16 protein-coding genes and 2 tRNA genes are annotated in these 19504 nt (G+C 58.3%); 9 read left to right on the forward strand and 9 right to left on the reverse strand.

The features are described 5' to 3' along the window. The first annotated feature begins 25 nt into the window (after positions 1 to 25). Genes HLUCCO03_RS15365 through pyrF form a run of 3 tightly spaced genes read left to right on the forward strand, consistent with a single transcriptional unit; the run spans position 26 to position 2241 of the window. Positions 26 to 328 carry a LapA family protein gene (locus tag HLUCCO03_RS15365; RefSeq protein WP_027831725.1) on the forward strand — a complete coding sequence of 101 codons (303 nt, stop codon included), beginning with the start codon at positions 26 to 28 and terminating at the stop codon, positions 326 to 328. Beyond that, complete coding sequence (gene lapB / locus HLUCCO03_RS15370) at positions 328 to 1497, forward strand: lipopolysaccharide assembly protein LapB (protein ID WP_027831726.1); 1170 nt, start codon at positions 328 to 330, stop codon at positions 1495 to 1497. Before HLUCCO03_RS15365 ends, lapB begins: the two co-directional genes overlap by 1 nt. Positions 1498 to 1530: 33 nt before the next feature. Continuing rightward, positions 1531 to 2241, forward strand: a complete 711-nt coding sequence (gene pyrF / locus HLUCCO03_RS15375; protein WP_027831727.1) for an orotidine-5'-phosphate decarboxylase — start codon at positions 1531 to 1533, stop codon at positions 2239 to 2241. A gap of 452 nt (positions 2242 to 2693) precedes the next feature. Here the strand turns inward: pyrF and HLUCCO03_RS15380 are convergent. Continuing rightward, positions 2694 to 2769: transfer RNA gene (locus HLUCCO03_RS15380), tRNA-Asn, on the reverse strand. 69 nt (positions 2770 to 2838) lie between these two features. Further along, positions 2839 to 4023, reverse strand: coding sequence for a pyridoxal phosphate-dependent aminotransferase (locus tag HLUCCO03_RS15385; protein WP_027831728.1), 1185 nt, complete (start codon positions 4021 to 4023; stop codon positions 2839 to 2841). 233 nt (positions 4024 to 4256) lie between these two features. Between HLUCCO03_RS15385 and uvrB the strand changes: the two genes are divergently transcribed. Beyond that, positions 4257 to 6293, forward strand: coding sequence for an excinuclease ABC subunit UvrB (uvrB, locus tag HLUCCO03_RS15390; RefSeq protein WP_292016742.1), 2037 nt, complete (start codon positions 4257 to 4259; stop codon positions 6291 to 6293). A 475-nt stretch (positions 6294 to 6768) separates the two neighbouring features. On the opposite strand, the gene rimI is transcribed toward uvrB, so the two are convergent. Continuing rightward, complete coding sequence (rimI, locus tag HLUCCO03_RS15395) at positions 6769 to 7887, reverse strand: ribosomal protein S18-alanine N-acetyltransferase (protein ID WP_027831730.1); 1119 nt, start codon at positions 7885 to 7887, stop codon at positions 6769 to 6771. Positions 7888 to 8127: 240 nt separating this feature from the next. On the opposite strand from rimI, the gene HLUCCO03_RS15400 reads away from it, so the two are divergent. Next, positions 8128 to 9627, forward strand: coding sequence for a RimK family protein (locus tag HLUCCO03_RS15400; protein WP_027831731.1), 1500 nt, complete (start codon positions 8128 to 8130; stop codon positions 9625 to 9627). Here HLUCCO03_RS15400 and HLUCCO03_RS15405 read toward each other — a convergent pair. After that, on the reverse strand, positions 9624 to 10793 hold the full coding sequence (locus tag HLUCCO03_RS15405; RefSeq protein ID WP_027831732.1) for a cation diffusion facilitator family transporter: 1170 nt from the start codon (positions 10791 to 10793) through the stop codon (positions 9624 to 9626). The genes HLUCCO03_RS15400 and HLUCCO03_RS15405 overlap by 4 nt on opposite strands. A gap of 405 nt (positions 10794 to 11198) precedes the next feature. Between HLUCCO03_RS15405 and HLUCCO03_RS15410 the strand changes: the two genes are divergently transcribed. Beyond that, on the forward strand, positions 11199 to 12218 hold the full coding sequence (locus HLUCCO03_RS15410; protein ID WP_027831733.1) for a quinone-dependent dihydroorotate dehydrogenase: 1020 nt from the start codon (positions 11199 to 11201) through the stop codon (positions 12216 to 12218). A gap of 190 nt (positions 12219 to 12408) precedes the next feature. Here the strand turns inward: HLUCCO03_RS15410 and rmf are convergent, their stop codons facing one another. Beyond that, positions 12409 to 12618, reverse strand: a complete 210-nt coding sequence (gene rmf, locus HLUCCO03_RS15415) for a ribosome modulation factor (RefSeq protein WP_027831734.1) — start codon at positions 12616 to 12618, stop codon at positions 12409 to 12411. 320 nt (positions 12619 to 12938) lie between these two features. Here rmf and rlmKL point away from each other — a divergent pair, with 320 nt between their 5' ends. Continuing rightward, entirely contained in the window at positions 12939 to 15122 is a 2184-nt protein-coding gene (gene rlmKL / locus HLUCCO03_RS15420) for a bifunctional 23S rRNA (guanine(2069)-N(7))-methyltransferase RlmK/23S rRNA (guanine(2445)-N(2))-methyltransferase RlmL (protein ID WP_027831735.1), read from the forward strand. On the opposite strand, the gene HLUCCO03_RS15425 is transcribed toward rlmKL, so the two are convergent. Together HLUCCO03_RS15425 and HLUCCO03_RS15430 are read right to left on the reverse strand one after the other, a co-directional pair. After that, positions 15106 to 15732, reverse strand: a complete 627-nt coding sequence (locus HLUCCO03_RS15425) for an outer membrane beta-barrel protein (RefSeq protein ID WP_027831736.1) — start codon at positions 15730 to 15732, stop codon at positions 15106 to 15108. The genes rlmKL and HLUCCO03_RS15425 overlap by 17 nt on opposite strands. A gap of 113 nt (positions 15733 to 15845) precedes the next feature. Then, a complete protein-coding gene (locus HLUCCO03_RS15430; protein ID WP_292016738.1) occupies positions 15846 to 16325 on the reverse strand; it encodes a hypothetical protein in 480 nt (159 codons plus the stop codon). A gap of 112 nt (positions 16326 to 16437) precedes the next feature. Between HLUCCO03_RS15430 and HLUCCO03_RS15435 the strand changes: the two genes are divergently transcribed. Then, positions 16438 to 17730, forward strand: a complete 1293-nt coding sequence (locus HLUCCO03_RS15435) for a M18 family aminopeptidase (RefSeq protein WP_027831737.1) — start codon at positions 16438 to 16440, stop codon at positions 17728 to 17730. Between the two features lies 1 nt (position 17731). Here HLUCCO03_RS15435 and HLUCCO03_RS15440 read toward each other — a convergent pair. Continuing rightward, positions 17732 to 17807: transfer RNA gene (locus tag HLUCCO03_RS15440), tRNA-Asn, on the reverse strand. Positions 17808 to 17880: 73 nt separating this feature from the next. On the opposite strand from HLUCCO03_RS15440, the gene HLUCCO03_RS15445 reads away from it, so the two are divergent. Next, positions 17881 to 18846, forward strand: coding sequence for a YheT family hydrolase (locus HLUCCO03_RS15445; RefSeq protein ID WP_367142372.1), 966 nt, complete (start codon positions 17881 to 17883; stop codon positions 18844 to 18846). Positions 18847 to 18856: 10 nt separating this feature from the next. On the opposite strand, the gene HLUCCO03_RS15450 is transcribed toward HLUCCO03_RS15445, so the two are convergent. Continuing rightward, positions 18857 to 19399 (reverse strand): arylesterase, encoded by a 543-nt coding sequence (locus HLUCCO03_RS15450; RefSeq protein WP_292016739.1) that lies wholly within the window; start codon positions 19397 to 19399, stop codon positions 18857 to 18859. Positions 19400 to 19504: the final 105 nt, after the last annotated feature.

Here is a 19504-nt window from a genome sequence, read left to right on the forward strand (position 1 = left end):
CAGGTCCGCTTGGAGTGTTGCAACTATGGCCGGATTACAGAAGGTCCTTCTCATTCTGCTGGTGTTGTTTCTGGTTCTGGTAGCACTGGTTTTCTCCCTTAATAATCAGATGGCTGTGTCCCTCAACTTCCTGCTTTTTGAAACCCAGCCCCATGGTGTTGCGGTCTGGATTATTATGTCCTTTGTGATCGGCGCTTTGATCGGAGTTCTGATTACCATGCTTGCAACCGTTCGCACATCGGTTTCCCGCCGTAACCTCGAGAAACGACTTGCTCGTACCGAGCAGGCATTGGAGAAATCCAGGGCCCAGAACGACCGGACGCTTTAATGGATATAGTGCTTCAGTGGCTGCTGCTCACGGTTGCGGTAGCTGCAGGTTGGTTTGTCGGGCGTATGGGCAACAGCAGAGACCGCTCCAAAACGCCCATTTCGGATGAAGAATCGGTCAAGGATCGCCTGCAGTTTCTGTTTACCAACTATTCCGATCAGGCCGTTGAGAACTTTGTTCAGTCCCTGGCGGTGAACAAGGAAACGGTGGGCCTGCACCTGTCTATCGGTGCGCATTTTCGCCACAAGGGCGAAACCGACCGGGCTATTCTTATTCACCAGAACCTCCTGGCTCGACCTGAGCTGCCGCCGCGTTACTCCCAGCAGGTCACCTATGAGCTGGCCATTGACTACCTGAACGCGGGCCTGCTGGACCGGGCCGAAGCCTTGCTTCATCAGCTGATGGGCGACCGCGAGTATGGTCGTAAAGCCTCACTGCAGCTTATCGAGCTTTACCAGCAGGAGAAAGAGTGGGGCAAGGCCGGCCAGGTGGCCAGAACCCTGACCACCGGCGACAATGACCCGGGCATGCACAAGATGCTGGCTTACATCACCTGTGAACTGGCTGAAGATGCCCTCAAGCACGATGACCGCTGGATGGCGCAGAAACAGACCAGGGAAGCGCTGGAGTACGATGCGTCCTGCGTAAGGGCCACGTTCATCATGATGAAGCTTCTGGTTCGCCAGGGTAGTTACAAGGATGCGGCCAATCAGAGCCTGAAAGTGTTCGATCAGAATCCCGAGTTTGGCTCCGAAGCCGTGGACCGGTTAATGAAGCTTGAGCGGGAACACGGTGATGTCGGGCGCCTGTCCAAAAAGCTGGGAAAATTCTACGAATCCTGGCCCAGCACCAGCCTGTTGCTGGCACTGGTGGAGTCGGTTGAACGCACCTCGGGGCGGATGGCGGCTATTGAATTGCTACGCCGCGAACTGGAGGTACGTCCCAGTGTGCGGGGGCTGTTACGCCTGGTGGAACTGGCCGGCTATGAAAAGGGCATGACTACCGACGAAGGCCGTCTGGTCAGCCGTATCGGCCACCTGATACTGGCCAACCGTCCGGTGTATCGCTGCGTTAACTGCGGCTTCTCGGGCCAGCAACTTCACTGGCTTTGCCCGAGCTGCAAGCAATGGGAAACCGTTCGCCCGATTCAGGGTGTGGAAGCCGAATAATCCGATTACACGACATTCTGCAGGAAACTGACTGTGCAAACCCCCGATAACCCCCGAATCATTGTTGCCCTGGATTTCCCGTCAGACCAACCGGCCCTGGCGCTGGTTGACCAGCTGGACCCGTCGAAATGCCGTCTGAAAGTCGGCAAGGAGCTTTTTACTCGCTCCGGTCCCGGGCTGGTCCGGGATCTCCAGAACCGCGGATTTGATGTGTTCCTGGATCTTAAATTCCACGATATTCCCAATACCACCTCTGCTGCAGTGGCGGCCGCAGCGGATCTGGGTGTGTGGATGGTGAACGTGCATGCATCGGGCGGTGAAAAGATGATGACGGCTTGCCGCGACCGCCTGGAAAGCTTTGGCAGGGACCGGCCGTTGCTGATCGCGGTTACCGTGCTGACCAGCATGGACGCGGCCGACCTTGCCGGCATCGGCATCACCGATTCCCCGGAGGCCCAGGTCTCGCGCCTGGCAACCCTGACCCGCAACTGCGGCCTGGACGGCGTAGTGTGCTCAGCACAGGAGGCCCCGGGCTTAAAAGCAGAGCAGGGCGCCGAGTTCAAGCTCGTCACCCCTGGCATCCGCCCGTTGTCCGCCGACAAGGGCGACCAGCAACGCATCATGACCCCCACGGATGCCATCAACGCCGGTTCTGACTACCTGGTCATCGGCCGACCGATAACCCAGGCGGCGGATCCTCTGGCTGCTCTGGAAGCTATTCATACTGAGGTGATTGGTCTCTAAATCGTCTGTTCCTGGTTTAGTCTGGCCCTAGCCTGCTGGTTTGTTGCCTCGGTGCGGTGGGGGCGCCCTCACAAAAACCGCTTCGAGTACATCCATGTACGCTTGGGCTCCGCCATCCATGGCTCCGCACATTTTTGTGAGGGCGCCCCCACCGCACCGGTTTAAACATTTCAGATATCGCCGTAGGCATGACGTAGGTCGGATTAGCGAAGCGTAATCCGACAAATGATGGCTCACTCACAAATCGAACGTGCCTATGGTTTGTCGGATTACGGCTTCGCCTAATCCGACCTACATCATTTGTCGCGATAACTCTAGAGGCCGGAATCGGCGGGGAAGGAAGTCCTACCCCGCCGTGGCACCACAGTGACCAGGCTGGGCCCGAAGCCAAATCAAAAGAACCAGAACGAAAAAAGCCGCCAATCCAGTGGACTAGCGGCTTTTCGGAATAGTGGCTCCCCGAGCTGGGCTCGAACCAGCGACAAACGGATTAACAGTCCGTTGCTCTACCAACTGAGCTATCGGGGAACGTCGTCTTGTGACGAGGCGCGTATATTAAGGTTACCCCACGGCCTCGTCAACCCCTTGCCAGAAATTTTAGCCGAGGGCCTTTTGCAAACGCTCAATGGCCTGCTTCAGTGTGTCCAGGCTGGTTGCGAAACTCAGGCGCATGTGGCCCGGAGCGCCGAAGGCGGAGCCTGGTACCAGGGCAACGCCTGCTTCTTTCAGCAGTTTCTCCGCGAACTCAACGTCGTTGCTGACGTCGGAATCCGCATCAATGGCCCCCTGGAAACTCGGGAACACATAGAAGGTACCGTCGCCATGCAGGCATTCAACGCCGGGCAGGGCGTTCAGGGCTTCCACCAGGTAGTCATGACGTTCCTTGAACGCGGTGACCATCTCCTGCACACAATCCTGCGGGCCGTCCAGGGCGGCTGTCGCGGCTGCCTGGGAAATGGACGCCGGGTTGGAGGTGCTCTGGGACTGGATCTTCTTCATGGCACCGATGATCTTCGCCGGGCCTGCGGCATAGCCGATGCGCCAGCCGGTCATAGAGTAGGCCTTGGAAACGCCATTCAGCACGAAGGTGCGGTCATACAGCTCCGGAGTGGCGTTCAGGATGTTGCAGAACGGTTGGCCGGTCCACAGTATGGGCTCGTACATATCATCCGTGGCAATCATGATGTTCGGGTGCTTCTTCAGCACCTCGCCGATCGCCTTCAGCTCGTCCATGCTGTAGGCCATGCCACTTGGGTTGGACGGGCTGTTGATCACGAATAGTCGGGTGCGCTCGGTAATGGCGTTTTCCAGCTGTTCCGGGGTGATCTTGAAGCGGGTTTCCGCGCCGGTTTCGATGATCACCGGCTTGCCTTCGGCTACCAGCACCATGTCCGGGTAGGAGACCCAGTAGGGGGCCGGGATGATGGCTTCGTCACCCTTGTTCAGGGTGGCCAGGGCGAGGTTGAAAAAGCTCTGTTTGCCACCACTGGATACCAGTATCTGGTTGGCTTCGTAGTCCAGGCCGTTGTCCCGTTTGAACTTCGCGATGATCGCCTTCTTGAGGGCGGGCGTACCATCCACGGCAGTGTATTTGGTCTGGCCGTTGTTGATGGCCTCAATGGCTGCCTGTTTGATGTGGTCCGGTGTGTCGAAGTCCGGCTCGCCGGCGCCAAGGCCGATGATATCCTGGCCGGCCGCGCGCAATTCCGCCGCCTTGTTGGTAACCGCGAGGGTGGGAGATGGCTTGATTGCCTGTACTCGGCTGGAAAGTTGAAGGTCCAAACTTGCGCTCCTTAAAGCTGCGTCTGATAGGTATCCGGCGGCCAGGGGGTAGTGGTTTTCACCAGTATCGGGCCGCCTTGAATGGCACAGATGGTATCATGAAGCTTGCGTGACGATAAGTTTCTCTGCAGATTGCAACCTTTGCCATTGGCACTTTAACTCACTGTCCAACTCGACATTGAATGAACGGAGGACATCCCCCGACTATGGCCACTTCAGAAACCGGCGCGCTCATGAAAGACGGTGCGTTCAAGGTGGATTCCCCGTTTCAGCCTGCCGGGGATCAGCCCAAAGCGATTGAAGAACTGGTGGATGGTATTCACTCGGGCCTGGCGCACCAGACCCTGCTGGGGGTTACGGGCTCGGGCAAGACCTTCACCATCGCCAATGTCATCCAGCAGGTGCAGCGGCCAACCATCATCATGGCCCATAACAAGACCCTGGCGGCCCAGTTGTACGGGGAGTTCCGGGAGTTCTTTCCGGACAATGCCGTGGAATACTTCGTTTCCTATTACGACTACTATCAGCCGGAAGCCTATGTACCGTCTTCCGATACCTTTATCGAGAAAGACGCCTCCATCAACGAGCATATCGAGCAGATGCGCCTGTCTGCCACCAAGGCGTTACTCGAGCGCCCGGACGCCATCATCGTGGCCACGGTATCTTCTATCTATGGTCTGGGTGATCCCCAGTCCTACCTGAAAATGATGCTGCACCTGGACCGGGGCGACCAGATCGACCAGCGCTACATTCTCCGCCGCCTGGCCGAGTTGCAGTACACCCGCAACGATGTGGAATTCCACCGGGCCAATTACCGGGTGCGTGGCGATGTGATCGACGTGTTCCCGGCGGAATCCGAGAAAGAGGCCATTCGCATCGAGCTGTTTGACGACGAAGTGGAAAACCTGAGTTACTTCGACCCGCTCACGGGCGAAGTCCTGCGCCGGGTTCCCCGGGTCACCATCTATCCCAAGTCCCACTACGTCACGCCCCGGCAGACGGTGCTGGATGCGGTCGAGCACATCAAGGTGGAGCTGGACAGCCGCCTGCAGCAGTTGCGGGACAACAACCGGTTGGTGGAAGCCCAGCGTCTGGAGGAGCGTACCCGCTACGACATCGAGATGATGCTGGAGCTGGGTTACTGCAACGGCATCGAGAACTACTCCCGCTACCTCTCAGGTCGTCAGCCGGGAGAGGCACCGCCCACGCTGTTTGACTACCTGCCGCCCAACGCGCTGCTGGTGGTGGACGAATCCCACGTCACCATTCCCCAGATCGGCGCCATGTACAAGGGCGACCGCTCCCGCAAGGAGACCCTGGTGGAATACGGCTTCCGGTTGCCATCGGCCCTGGACAACCGGCCCATGCGATTTGACGAGTGGGAACGGATTGCACCACAGATGCTGTTCGTCTCCGCCACCCCTGGCAATTACGAAGCGGAACATTCAGGGCAGGTGGTGGAGCAGGTGGTCCGGCCCACCGGCCTGCTGGACCCGGAAATCGAAGTGCGACCGGCCTCCACCCAGGTGGACGACCTGCTCTCGGAAATCCGTCTGCGCACGAATGTGAACGAAAGGGTGCTGGTCACTACCCTGACCAAGCGTATGGCGGAAGATCTCACGGACTTCCTGATGGAGCACGACATCCGCGTGCGTTACCTGCACTCGGACATCGATACAGTCGAGCGGGTGGAAATCATCCGGGACCTGCGCAGGGGGGAGTTTGATGTTCTGGTGGGCATCAACCTGCTGCGTGAGGGCCTGGATATGCCGGAAGTGTCTCTTGTGTCTATTCTGGATGCCGACAAGGAAGGCTTCCTGCGTTCCGAGCGCTCTCTCATCCAGACCATCGGCCGTGCGGCTCGTAACCTCCATGGCAAGGCTATTCTGTACGGCGACCGTATCACCGGCTCCATGCAGCGGGCCATTGACGAAACCGAACGCCGCCGGGCGAAGCAGACGGCCCATAACGAAGAGCACGGTATTACGCCCCAGGGCCTGAACAAGAAGATTGCCGATATCATGGAAGGCGCCGGTGGCGGCAGCGGCCGCGGTCGCCGCAAGGCAGAGCGCCCGGGCGAGAAGGCCGCCGAGGAAGCGGAGCGTTACCGCGCGAAGACTGGCAACCGCTCTCCGGAGGAGATTCTCAAGGAGATCACCCGCCTGGAAGACGACATGTACAAGGCCGCCGCCGACCTGGATTTTGAGACGGCTGCGCGGTTACGGGATGATATTTCGGAGCTTAAAGAGGCGGCTTTGCGGACTGGCTAATTCGTGCCTATGTAGCCTGTTGCTTATGTGGCTTCGCCCTGCCGGGCACCCCTTGCAAAACACGCCCGTGAATACGTCCCTGTAGGGCTCGGTCGCGCCATCCCTGGCGCTCCACGGTTTTGCAAGGGGTGCCCGGCAGTGCTTGTTCCAACATCGGAGTTATCGCCTTGGGTGCACTGCTTGGTTCACGTAGGTCGGATTAGGCGAAGCCGTAATCCGACAAATGGTGGTCCACGAAAAGACTAAACGTGCCTACGGATTGTCGGATTACGCTTCGCTAATCCGACCTACGTTTATCGGCCTTAACCATCGCGATATCCCCAATGTGCAAACGCACGAGACGGGGGAACCTGTTCAGGAACGTGGAGCGCCAGGGATGGCGCGACCGAGCCCTACATGGACGTATTCACGGGCGTTTCCTGAACAGGTTCCCCCGCCTCGTGCAGCCCGGCAACTCGCAGGCTACTAAGGCAGACTACGCACCACGCTTGGGCCCAACAATAACCGCCGCCTGCAAAGGCTGGTTCTTGCCATAGCGGGACATGCGGTCGAAGACGCGGCGGTCCACCGGGAGGTACTGCTTGTCGGCGACGGTTTCGCCGATGTCGGTGTCGATCTCCGGGTCGTGGAGGTAGACAAACTGGTCGTCAATGGCGCAGACAGTGACCCAGTGGGGCACGCGGCTGCGGTTCAGTTGCCAGGTGCTGATCAGGATCACCGGAACACGGCCATCGTGGAGTGCCGCCTGAAGGCCGTCCAGGGTCAGCGGGTCGTGGTGGAGTTCGATGCCGGTCTGGCCGATATCATGCAGGAAACCCTCGTGCACCAGTTCCAGTACCCGTTTCTTGTCGTCATTGCGAACCGTGTCCTTGAACAGAGCCCCTTCCTTGCTGATATAGGCGCTGGCATGGAAACCCCGGTGCCAGGCGGCCAGCGCCAGGCCGTGGGGGCCGCAGCCGCCGTGGCCGGCGAGCATGAAGATGGTGGTGGCTTCGCGCCAGAGTTTCAGTTCTTCCAGGGTGGTCATGGGCTGCTGTTCATCCAGCGTGGCCATTGCCATGATCAGGGCGGCCGGGCCGCAGGAGAATTCGGTGGTCTGGGGGTAGTAGGGCACGGCGGGGAATTCCCGTGACGGGGCGTAGTAGAGGATACGCCGCTCGAAGCGCAGGGCAGTGCCGTGGTCTTCGTAGTAGTCCCGGTAGGTGCCGAACTGGCGATAGCCCAGGCGTCGGTACAGGCGGATGGCAGCTGCGTTGTCTTCCCGAACTTCCAGGCGCATCACGATACGGCCGGCGTCGGCCGCGGCGGTTTCGGCCTCGCGAACCAGTTGCTCGCCAATGTTACGGCCCCGCTCTGATGGTGCCACGGCAATGGAATAGATTCGTGCCAGCCTGGTAGCTGCACTCATCAGCACCAGGCAGTAACCGACCAGTTCCTCTCCATCCACCGCAACAATCAGCCTGTCACGGGGCATGTCCAGAAAGCGGCGGAAGCTGCGTCGGGAAATCCGGTCTTCACTGAAGCAGCGATTTTCCAGTTTTACCAGAGCATCCAGGTCTTCACTGGTGGCGTGACGGAATCGAAGTGCTGTCATGGTTAAAGGCTCTGGATAACGCAAAAGTGGCGGCTTGGCCGGATTCATTGGTGGCGGCTATTATGAGTGAGTGCCGACCTCGCCGGAAGCAGGCAAACATGAGTAAAAGCACGCATTTGCTGCTAATTGTAGACCAGTGCTTTCCGGCGTATGGTTGCGACATTCAGCAGGCGTCGCCATTACGGAGTCGTCCTGTTATTCATCTGTTATCCGGCTTCGCTTCAAGGAGGAGCGCCGCTGATGTCACGTTTACTGATTGTTGTTGACCGGGCCAGGGACTGGGCACCTTATTACCCCAGCGAAGATGTGCTGACATTTGATCAGTATCTTCAGTTTACCGCGCCGGCCTCCAGCCGGGTACGGGTTATTAACCTGTGCCAGAGTGCCCGTTACCTCAGCCGGGGCTATTATTGCTCGTTACTGGCCGAGGCCCGTGGCCACCATGTTGTCCCCTCGGTCATGACACTGAATGATCTCAGCCGCAAGGGGCTGTTCTCCCTGCAGCTGGATGAACTGGATGACAGCGTCATTAACTGGCTTGAGGCTTCGGCCTCCGAAATCGAGCCTGCCGGAGACAACAGCCATGCCACTCATGAAGTGCGCATCCGTACCTACTTCGGCCAGGCGGCCCACGCCGACCTGAAGCCGGTTGCACGGGCGCTGTTTGACCGTTTTCCGTGCCCGATTCTCGAGGTTGTGTTCCGGCGGCGTAAAACCTGGCAGATCGCTTCCATGAAGCCCGGCTGTCCGGCCGACCTGAAGGGGAAGGAGCAGGACGATTTTGCCGCGGCGTTTGACCGGTTCAGCAGCATGGTCTGGCGCAAGCCCCGTACCCGTCGCCGCTATCGCTTTGATCTGGCGATGCTGGTGAACGAGGAAGAAGAGATGCCACCGAGCGACAAGGAGGCGCTGGGCAAATTCGAGAAGGCCGGCCGTAAGCTTGGTATCAACGTTGAGCAGATCAACCGGCGCGATTATATGCGGCTGCCGGAGTACGACGGCCTGTTTATTCGCGAGACCACGGCCATCGACCATCACACCTACCGTTTTGCCCGTAAGGCTGAAGCCGAGGGGATGGTGGTGATTGATGACCCCGTGTCCATCCTGCGTTGCACGAACAAAGTGTATCTGGCGGATCTTCTGAAAAATAACAAGATCCCGACCCCCAGAACCCTGATCCTCTCCAAGGACCAGAAGGACAGCGCCGAGCAGGTCATCCGTGAGCTTGGCTTTCCGGCGGTTATCAAGATCCCGGACGGTGCCTTCTCAAGGGGGATTACCAAGGCAGAGGATGAAAAGACATTGCGCGCGGGCCTGAAGGAGCTGTTCAAGCAGTCTGCGCTGGTGCTGGCCCAGGAATACCTTTACACCGACTATGACTGGCGTATTGGTGTGCTCGGCGGCCGTGCCATCTATGCCTGCAAGTATTTCATGGTTCAGGGACACTGGCAGATCTACCAGCACGGTGGTGCCGAAGTGGACAGTGGCGGCTTTGAGACCATGCCTACCTACGAGGTTCCGAGGAACGTGATTCAGGCGGCCCTGAACGCCACCCGGCTGATCGGTAACGGGTTATACGGTGTGGATATCAAGCAGTCCGGTAACCGGGTGGCGGTGATTGAGGTGAACGACAACCCCAGCATTGATGCCGGTGTGGAAGACCGCTTCCTGGGAGGCGAGTTGTACACGCTGATCATGCAGGAATTCCTGTCCCGCATGGAAGACAATCGCCGCCGTTAGTGATGTTCCGTGTGGGCATGCCAGATGCGCAGGCTTCCGAACCAGGGGTAGTGCTCCAGCTCCCGGCTGATCCGGCGGGCATCAGGCAGGGGTTCGGTTTCGGGGATCTCCATAAATAGTTCCATGTGAACCTTGTTGCGCAGATAGTGGAGCCGGAGCCGGCTGTCAGGGGGCAGCCTGTCAATATGCCGGCTTAATAACTCGCGGATTTCTTCTCGGCCGGGTAACTGCTCCGAAGTCTGGGGGTGGTCTTCGTCATTCTCGGCATCGATATGGAAATTGATGTCGAGAATATTGTCGAGCTGCTCCCGCATGGCGGACACCATCTGCATCCCGATCTGATGCCCTTCCGATACACTGATTTCCGGCCGCACCACCAGGTGCACGTCCAGCATTATGTCGTGGCCCATGCGGCGGCTGCGGAGCTCGTGTACGTTCCGCACGCCATCGATAGCCAAGGCGGTTTCCTTGAGCAGCTTTGTGTCCTCCGGGGACAGGCCGGTGTCGACCAGCTCCTTGACGCTGTCCCAGGTAAACTTCCAGCCAATGTGGATAATGATGACGGAAATAACCACGGCGGCCAGCACATCAAGCCAGATGTAGCCGAGCATGGCGCCCATTGTGGAGAAGAGTACGATCACTGAGGAAAAGGCATCGGTACGACTGTGCCAGGCGTTGGCAATGATGAGGTCCGAGCGAATTCTGATGCCTATGTGACGGGTGTAGCGGTAGATCCATTCCTTGCTGCCTACGGATACGGCAGCGGCTACCAGTACGGGCCACTCCGGAAGATCCGTGGCGCCTTCTCCCATAAGGCGAAGGGTATTGTCCCACGCCAGTGCCGCACCGACCGCAATCAGGAAACTGCCCAGCACCATGGTGCCCATTGTCTCGATACGCTGATGGCCATAGGGGTGGTCGGCATCAGGCCCCTGTCGGGATACGCGCATGACACCCAATACCACAAAATCCGACATCACATCGCTGAACGAGTGAATGCCGTCGACTACCAAGGCCTGGGAATGGAAGAGGGCACCGCCGATGATCTTGATGACGCCCAGAACGGCATCCAGAATCATGCCGATGATGGTGACTCTGGAGGCCGCTCTGCGTTCCTCTGAGAGGTTTACCTGTTGTTTTGCGGATTGGCTCCGGTGTTCTTTCATTCTTTTGCTCCGGCGGCTGAGAAGGCCAGTATAACGACGTTATCGGCAAGTGCTTCAGGCCATTCGTCAACACCTGGCCTGGATTTTTATGCACATTGCCGGGGAAAGACTCTAAAGTAACATCTGGTGTTCCCTGTGCTTTCCCATGGATAAAAACAAGTATAACCTATTGATATATATATAAAAATAAACTGGTTAAAAATTGATCAATCTGTAGGCTGGCGCGGATATCAAGGGTTCGACGGCGTTGCCCAGCAATTTTCAACAGGGTTATCCACAGATTCCGTGGAAAAGGTCACAACACCTTAACGCTACAGACATTTAGCCGTCATATAAGCGGTGTAGGGCGATGCTGTGGAAAAGTTCCGGTATACTCCGCGTCATTCTCGAACAGGGAGATCCTCTATGTATGGCATTATGCGCGAATTGCTGTTCCGACTGCCACCGGAAACCGCCCATAATCTGACCCTGTCTGGCCTGGATCTGGCTGGAAAACTTGGTCTACTAAAGGCTTTTGTGTCCCGGCCGGACCCATTACCCGTGCGGGTGATGGGGCTGGATTTTCCCAATCCGGTGGGGCTGGCTGCAGGCCTGGACAAGAATGCCGATCATCTCGATGCGCTGGGCGCGCTGGGTTTCGGTTTTATCGAGGTGGGCACTGTTACGCCTCTTGCCCAGCCGGGCAACCCCAGACCGCGCATGTTTCGGCTCCCCGAGCATCAGGCGCTCATTAACAGGATGGGTTTCAACAACCAGGGTCTTGAACACCTGATTGAGCGCGTGGATAAAAAGCATTATTCCGGTGTTCTTGGAATCAATGTGGGTAAAAACAAGGTAACACCCAACGAGGAATCCGAGTCGGATTACCGTAAGGGCATAGCGGCGGTCTACTCCCGTGCCGACTACATTACTGTGAATGTGTCGTCCCCCAATACGCCGGGTTTGCGGGATCTGCAGTTTGGCGATTCGCTGAAAGGCCTCATGCATGCCATCAAGGATGAACAGGCCCGCTGTGAAAAGGAGCATGGCCGTTACGTGCCGCTGGCGGTAAAAATTGCCCCGGATATGGACGACGAGGGTATCCGGTTCGTTGCCGGGGCACTGAAAGAGTCAGGGCTTGATGGCGTTATTGCAACCAATACCACCATCAGCCGTGATGCTGTCGCCGGGCACCGGTATGCAGAAGAGGCGGGTGGCCTCAGTGGTGCACCGGTACGGGAGCCTTCAACACGGGTGATCGAGGCGCTTTATGCAGAGTTGGGTGAATCCTTGCCGATTATCGGGGTAGGCGGCATTACCGACGGTGACAGCGCGGCGGCAAAGATCCGGGCCGGGGCGAAGCTGGTGCAGATATACACAGGCTTTATCTATCGTGGGCCGGCACTTATCCGGGAGTCGGTTGAAGCAATTCGCCGGTTGGGGTGAAAGCAATCTGAAAACGGTGGGGCCAGAAATAGAGTGGGCCCGCTTAGCGGGCCCGTGCGGGGAATTTACCCCGTGGCGCTTCATCGCATGATACGGGTCGGGAGGACCCGTTTGGGTTGCTCTGAGTACTGCGTCAAATTGTGTGTTGTTGAAAGATCAGATTAAAGATTCGGGGCTTTGGCAAACAGCGTCATGCCGTTACGTTTGCCAGCTTGTGGATGCCGGATACGCCGGTCATGCCCTCCCATTGATCTGTGCGGCCTTCTCGCCACCCGTTAAGCCATTCCTGGCGTACTTCTGGTTGTTCCAACGGGCAGCTGTCTTTTGCTTTACCGGACACGCCGGCCAGATAACCCCGTTTGAATGCACGAGCGTACATATCTCTTTTCTGTCTTTTCATGCCGTTCCTCACTGATGGATTAACAGAACAAGCGTGTACACATCTGCAGTGGCCGAGACTGGGGCAACCCTTCCGGGGTAACCCACTATTGTCAGGTATGGCCAGAGCAGTCAGGATCCTGTTAACAGAGAGCCTTTTTTCGGGCTCCCGGAACGACGCGTCACTTACAAGGTAAGACCAAGCCGCCGCCGTTGTACACTATTTATTTCATCTATATGAAGCTTCTCTTATAGTTGTGTGACATAACGAACCGGGTAAAACCCGGGATAATGCGCTATGCCACGACTTTAGCCACACCAGAAACGACTCAGGAGTCGAACGTGTCAGACCTTAACTTTTTTGTAACCTGCCCAAAGGGCCTGGAGTATCTGCTGGAGGACGAGCTGCGTACCTTCGGTATGGACCCGGTCCGGAACGCACCGGCAGGTGTCTGGGCCAACGGCACCCTGGAGAGCGGCTACCGGGCCTGCCTGTGGTCGAGGCTGGCAAACCGGGTGATCCTTCACCTTGCGGATGTGGACGCCACTTCCGGCGATCAGATGCTCGGTGGCGTCACGGACCTGGAGTGGCAACAGCACATACCTGTCAACGGCAGCTTTCGCGTCAACTTTGTGGGCCAGAACGAGGCCATTCGCAACACTCAGTTTGGCGCCCAGCGTGTCAAGGATGGCATTGTCGACCGTTTGCGCAGTGCCAGCGGCGAGCGGCCCTCGGTGGATGCTAAAAATCCTGACGTCACCGTGTCTGCCCGCCTGAATCGCGGTACCTTGTCTGTGGGCATAGATCTGAGCGGTGACAGCCTGCACAAGCGGGGCTACCGCACGGAAAAGGGGGCGGCGCCACTGAAGGAAAACCTGGCGGCAGCCCTATTGATGCGGTGCGGGTGGCCCGAGCTGGCGAAGGCGGGTGGTGACTTTGTCGATCCCATGTGTGGTTCCGGCACCCTGGTGATTGAAGCTGCCATGATGGCGCTGGACCTGGCCCCCGGTCGCAAGCGGGAGCGCTTCGGTTTTGAGCGCTGGCTGGGCCACCAGCCGGACCTGTGGCTGGCGTTGCGCCAGGAGGCCGAGAAACGGGCCTACGAGGGCAGGCAGGGCATCGATGGCCGGGTGCCCATCTTCATGGGGTTTGACCAGGACCGGGCTGTGATACAGACCGCCAGGAATAATCTCCAGCGTGCGGGCCTTGAGAGTATCGTGAACGTTGAACAACGGGCTGTAAGCGCATTCTCCCGCGGTGAGGACTGGGCAGCCAGGGGGCTGGTGCTGGTGAACCCCCCCTATGGCGAGCGCCTGAGCGAGCGCAAGGAGCTGGGTAGTCTTTACAGGAGCCTGGGCGAAGCCGTGAAGTCCGAGTTACCGGGCTGGCGGCTCGGAATATTCACCGGCGCGCCTGAATACGGTAAATCCATTGGCCTGCGCAGCTACAAGCAGTACCGGTTGTACAACGGCAAGTTACCGGCACAGTTGCTGCTGTTCAATGTGGACGATGTCAGTGCCATGACGCCACGGGAACCGGATGTGCCCGGCCAAGTCACTCCCAGGATTACCAACGAAAAACGCGCCGCCATGCTGCGCAATCGTCTGAAGAAGAACCTGAAAACCGTAGGCCAGTGGGCCCGCAAGCAGGGTATTGGTAGCTATCGCCTTTATGACGCGGATATGCCGGAGTTCGCCCTTGCCATCGATATCTATGAAGGCCGTGTACACGTACAGGAATATGCAGCCCCCAAGTCAGTGGATGAACGCTCCGCCCGGGAACGGCTGGCAGAGGCGCTGGCGGTGATTCCCGAGGCTATCGGCGTGGATCGCGAGGCGATGGTGTGCAAGCAGCGCCAGAGGCAGTCCGGCACCAGCCAGTACGAAAAACAGGCAGCCAGTGGCGAGTTTTTCAATGTTCACGAGCATGGCTGTGTACTGAAGGTGAACCTGAAGGATTACCTGGATACCGGCCTGTTTCTTGACCATCGGCCGGTGCGGCACTGGATTCAGCAGCATGCCGCGGGCAAACGGTTCCTGAATCTGTTCTGCTATACCGGAGCGGCCACGGTTCATGCCGTGGTGGGTGGTGCAACCCGGTCACTGAGCCTGGATATGTCAAAAACCTATGTGAACTGGGCGCAGGAGAATCTGGCGCTGAATGGGGCGGATGCCTCCCATCACAGGGTCGAGCAGGCAGATTGCCTGGAATGGCTGGCAGCGGGGCCAACCCCCGACCAGCGGTTTGACCTGATCTTCATGGACCCGCCCACCTTCTCCAATTCGGCGAGGATGGCTGGAGTGCTGGATATCCAGAAAGATCACGGGCGGATGATCCGGCAGGCAATGCAGCGGCTGACGTCCGAGGGGTTACTGATTTTCTCGACAAACTTCCGGCGGTTCCGTCTGGATGAGAACCTGCAGGAAGAGTTCGCCATTGAAGAGGTAACCCGCGATACGCTCGACCGGGATTTTCAGCGCAATGCCAGGATTCACCGTTGCTGGCATATCAGAACTCATATCTGATACCGGTTGAGAACTGGAAGGTGTTGGCGCCGGTTTCGGTATCTTCGAAAAGCCTGCCGCCTTCCAGCACGATGAATCCGCTATCAATCACCTCGAAATCCAGGCCCACCAGCCAGCTGACACTGAAGGAACTGTCCGGGTACTCGTCAGCAAGCGAGGCGTAGGGGGAGCGGTCTTCAGGATCCGCCTCCCGGGCCTCGCCGAGGGGGGTTAGCCGGGCTTCACCCTGTACATGGGAGAAGCCGAACTGTGCGTAAGCGTTGGCGTAGTCGGTAATCGGGTAATGGCCACCGATGTACCAGCTGGCGAAGTATTCGATGTCCAGCTCCAGCTCTTTATCGATTTCACCGGTTGTCGTGCCTGCACCAGCGCGGATTTCCACATGGAAATGATCGGAAATATGGGTGCCCAGTACCATCGAGCCGGTGGAGGAGTTGGTTGTCTCCAGCGTGTTTCGGCCCACGGAGCGGTGGTTGAGAATGCTGCCCAGAAGCCCGATGTAGGTCATGCCCTCCCGGGATTGTTTGTCCTGGGCCGTGGCGGTTGTTGTTGTCAGCAGGGCCGCTGTGAGCAGGGCAGCCGTGGGGATATCTCGCAACAGCGTGTTCATTGTTATCGGGCTTCCTGGCATTGTCGGATTCCGACAGATTCTGCCTTCTGTAACTGTTTGTTACGTCGACACAAGTCACAGTTCGCCCTGCTCGGCGAGTTATAGAATTGGGGTTAGTCGAAAAGGCCCTCTTCCCGGGCTATCAGGAGCAGCGCATAAACGCCGTTTTCCGGCAACTGGGGTTCCAGGCCTTCGTCTGACAACAACTGGCGGCGGCGGTCGTCCAGATCTTCCCGGGGCATGGTGGTGATGAGTTCCTCAACGCCAGCGATTTCGAAGGGGGCATCCATGCTGACGGCGGTGAAAATAAGATCCACCAGGATTTCATCCGGGTCCATGCCGTCTACGTAAACGGTCTGGTCGGGCAGATCCTGATGGAGTTCGTGAGCCAGTTCTATCAGCGGTACGCCCTGTTCTTCCAGATAGAGCAGGTCAATATCGCCCAGATCGGCGTCTTCGGGGATCCATTCATCGGCCGGGGCAATAACGACGGTTTTCATCTGGCCGTCTTCCAGGGACCAGGCCATGGCCACGGGAAACAGCACGTCGTCGGTCTGGCAGTATTCGATATCGAGAAAACGCGGTGCGGGCAAGGTACACTCTCCGGTTAGCCGGGCTGCACCAGGGCAGCCGTTTGGTACGGATATGACGTCGGGCGCCATCATGCCATACTGGCGCCGCAATTATCAGTTTATCAGGGACATCATGGAACACGCTGAATTTAACAACGAACTGCTTGGATTTCTCAATTCTTCACCGACTCCATGGCACGCGGTCGCCACCATGAAACAGCGTCTGGACAAGGCCGGTTTCCGTGCCCTCGACGAAAAAGACGACTGGGACCTGGAGGCTGGCCAGGGCTACTACGCCATTCGCAACGGCTCATCCATTGTCGCCTTCCGTACCGGCCGCCGGAACGTGGCGGAATCGGGTATTCGTATGGTGGGCGCCCACACTGACAGCCCGTGCCTGAAGGTAAAGCCGAACCCGGAACTGCGCCGAAAGGGGTTTTTCCAGCTGGGCGTGGAAGTCTACGGCGGGGTGCTGCTCAACCCCTGGTTTGACCGTGACCTGTCCCTGGCGGGGCGGATTACCTATGTGGATGAGTCCGGCCGGGTGAACGACACTCTGGTCGATTTCCGCAAAGCCGTAGCCTATATCCCCAGCCTGGCCATCCATCTGGACCGGGAGGCCAACAGTAACCGCACTGTCAATCCCCAGACGGATCTGCCTCCGGTGCTGATGCAGGTGCCGGAGGACGATACCACCCGTTTTGTGGATCTGCTTGCCAAACAGCTTTCGGAAGAGCAACCGGGCGTTCGTGTGCGAAAGATCCTGGGCTACGAACTGGGTTTCTACGATGCCCAGCCCGCTTCGCTGGTGGGGTTGCGGGACGAGTTTATTGCCTCGGCCAGGCTGGATAACCTGCTCAGCTGTTATATCGGGCTGCAGGCCCTGATCGAATCTTCCGGTGATGAGCCGGCCCTGCTGGTGTGCAATGATCATGAAGAAGTGGGCAGTATGTCCGCGGAAGGTGCTCAGGGCCCGTTCCTGTCCGCCGTTCTGGACCGCTGGTGTGGAGCGGGCAGGGCAAGAGCCATTGCCCGATCGATGATGATCTCGGCTGACAACGCCCACGGTATCCACCCCAATTACATGGACAAGCATGACGAAAACCATGGCCCTGTTCTCAATCAGGGGCCGGTGATCAAGGTCAATCACAACCAGCGCTATGCCACCAACAGCCGCTCTGCGGCCCTGTATCGCCATATCAGTGACGAGCTGGATCTGCCATACCAGACGTTTGTGGTGCGCAGCGATATGGGCTGTGGCAGCACCATTGGCCCGTTGACGGCTGGCAACCTGGGGGTGACAACGCTGGATATCGGTGTGCCGCAGTTTGGCATGCATTCGATTCGGGAGCTGGCCGGAACCAGGGACGGGGTAACTCTGTTCAGGGTGCTGCAGGCGTTCATGCAGCGGGGAGAGGTGCTGTAAGTGGCTCCCCGAGCTGGGCTCGAACCAGCGACAAACGGATTAACAGTCCGTTGCTCTACCAACTGAGCTATCGGGGAACAAAGTCGGAATGGCGCGCATGATAGGGATTTTCCCGGGTGGCGTCAAGCCCATGAATTGAAAGGTTAAATCTTGCACTACCAGCATTCGGATTACAGACCACCGCCCTGGCTGCGCAATGGCCACATTCAATCGATATGGCCGACACTGTTTCGCAAGGTGGCCCTTGCCGAGCCGGAGCGTGAGGTGTTGCCCACCGATGATGATGACGAGTTACACCTTGACTGGTATCGCCAGGGCAGTGATCGCCTGGCGGTGTTGTCCCATGGCCTGGAGGGCCACAGCCGTCGGCCCTATATGCTGGGTCTGGCCCGCGCCCTGCTGAATGAAGGATGGGATGTACTGGCCTGGAATTTCCGCTCCTGTGGCGGTGTGATGAACCATCAGCCCCGCTTTTACCACAGCGGGGCAACCGGTGACCTGGATCAGGTCGTCCGGCATGGCCTGAGCAAGGGATACAACACGGCCTTCCTCTCTGGCTTCAGCATGGGGGGCAACCTGACCCTGCTGTATCTGGGCCAGCAGTCAGAACGTGTGGACAGCCGCATCTGCGGTGCCATCACCTATTCCGTGCCCTGTGACCTCGCTGGCAGTGCCGATACCCTGGCTTTGCCCAGCCGTCGCATATACATGCAGCGTTTTCTGCGGGACCTGCGTGTAAAAATGGAAGAGAAATCCCGGCGATTTCCGGATCTCATCACTACCGAAGGCTTTGAGTCGATTCGAAGCTTTCATGAGTTTGACGATCGCTACACCGCTCCTTTACACGGTTTCCGGGATGCCAGGGATTACTGGGCGAACTGCTCGGCGTTGTGGAGACTAAAAGACATCCGGGTGCCGTCGCTGATCGTCAATGCCGGCGACGATCCGTTCCTGTCCCGACAGTGTTTTCCCGAATCCCGTTCGGAACTCGGGGCCCATGTCCGTCTGGAGTCTCCCCGCTGGGGCGGGCACGTGGGCTTTGTGGAACATGCCCGGGATGGTTATTACTGGTCGGAACGCCGGGCTGTCGCCCATGCCGGTGCAATTCTCACCTGACAGCAATGGTTTATTGGCGCAGCATGGGTTCCAGTACCGGCCACACGTTGTCCAGCAGCCGGCCCTGGGCCTCGGCGGTGGGATGGATATCATCATCCTGCATCATGCCCTCCTGGTCGTAGATGCCATCCAGGAAAAAGGGCAGAAGTTCGGTTTCCTGTTCCTCGGCCAACTCGGGATAGATGTCGGCAAAGGCGCGGGTATAGCGCTGGCCATAATTGGGAGGAATCTGCATGCCCACGAGCAGGGCTCGGGCACCGGCGTCATTGACCTGTTCAATCATGCTGGCCAGGTTCTGGCGGATGACATCGGGCGGGAAGCCACGCAGTCCGTCGTTGCCACCAAGTTCGAGAATAACGATATCAGGCTGGTTCTTGTCCAGCAGTCGCGGCAAGCGCCGCAGGCCGCCGTCGGTGGTTTCTCCGCTGATGCTGGCGTTGACCACCTGCCACTGATCAAGGCCTTCCTCTTCGAGGCGCTCCTCCAGCAGCGCTACCCAGGCCTCCTCGGTCTGCACGCCATAGGCGGCGCTGAGGCTGTCACCGAATATCATCAGGGTGTTCTGGCTGGCCTGCGCTTGCGCACAGACACAAATTAAAGCGAGGAAAACTATTGATCTCAGGCGTAAAAGTACCGTATTCATGAAGGACCTGTTCCA

Origin of the sequence: Marinobacter sp. HL-58 (assembly GCF_001314605.1) — a bacterium.
Lineage (GTDB): Bacteria > Pseudomonadota > Gammaproteobacteria > Pseudomonadales > Oleiphilaceae > Marinobacter.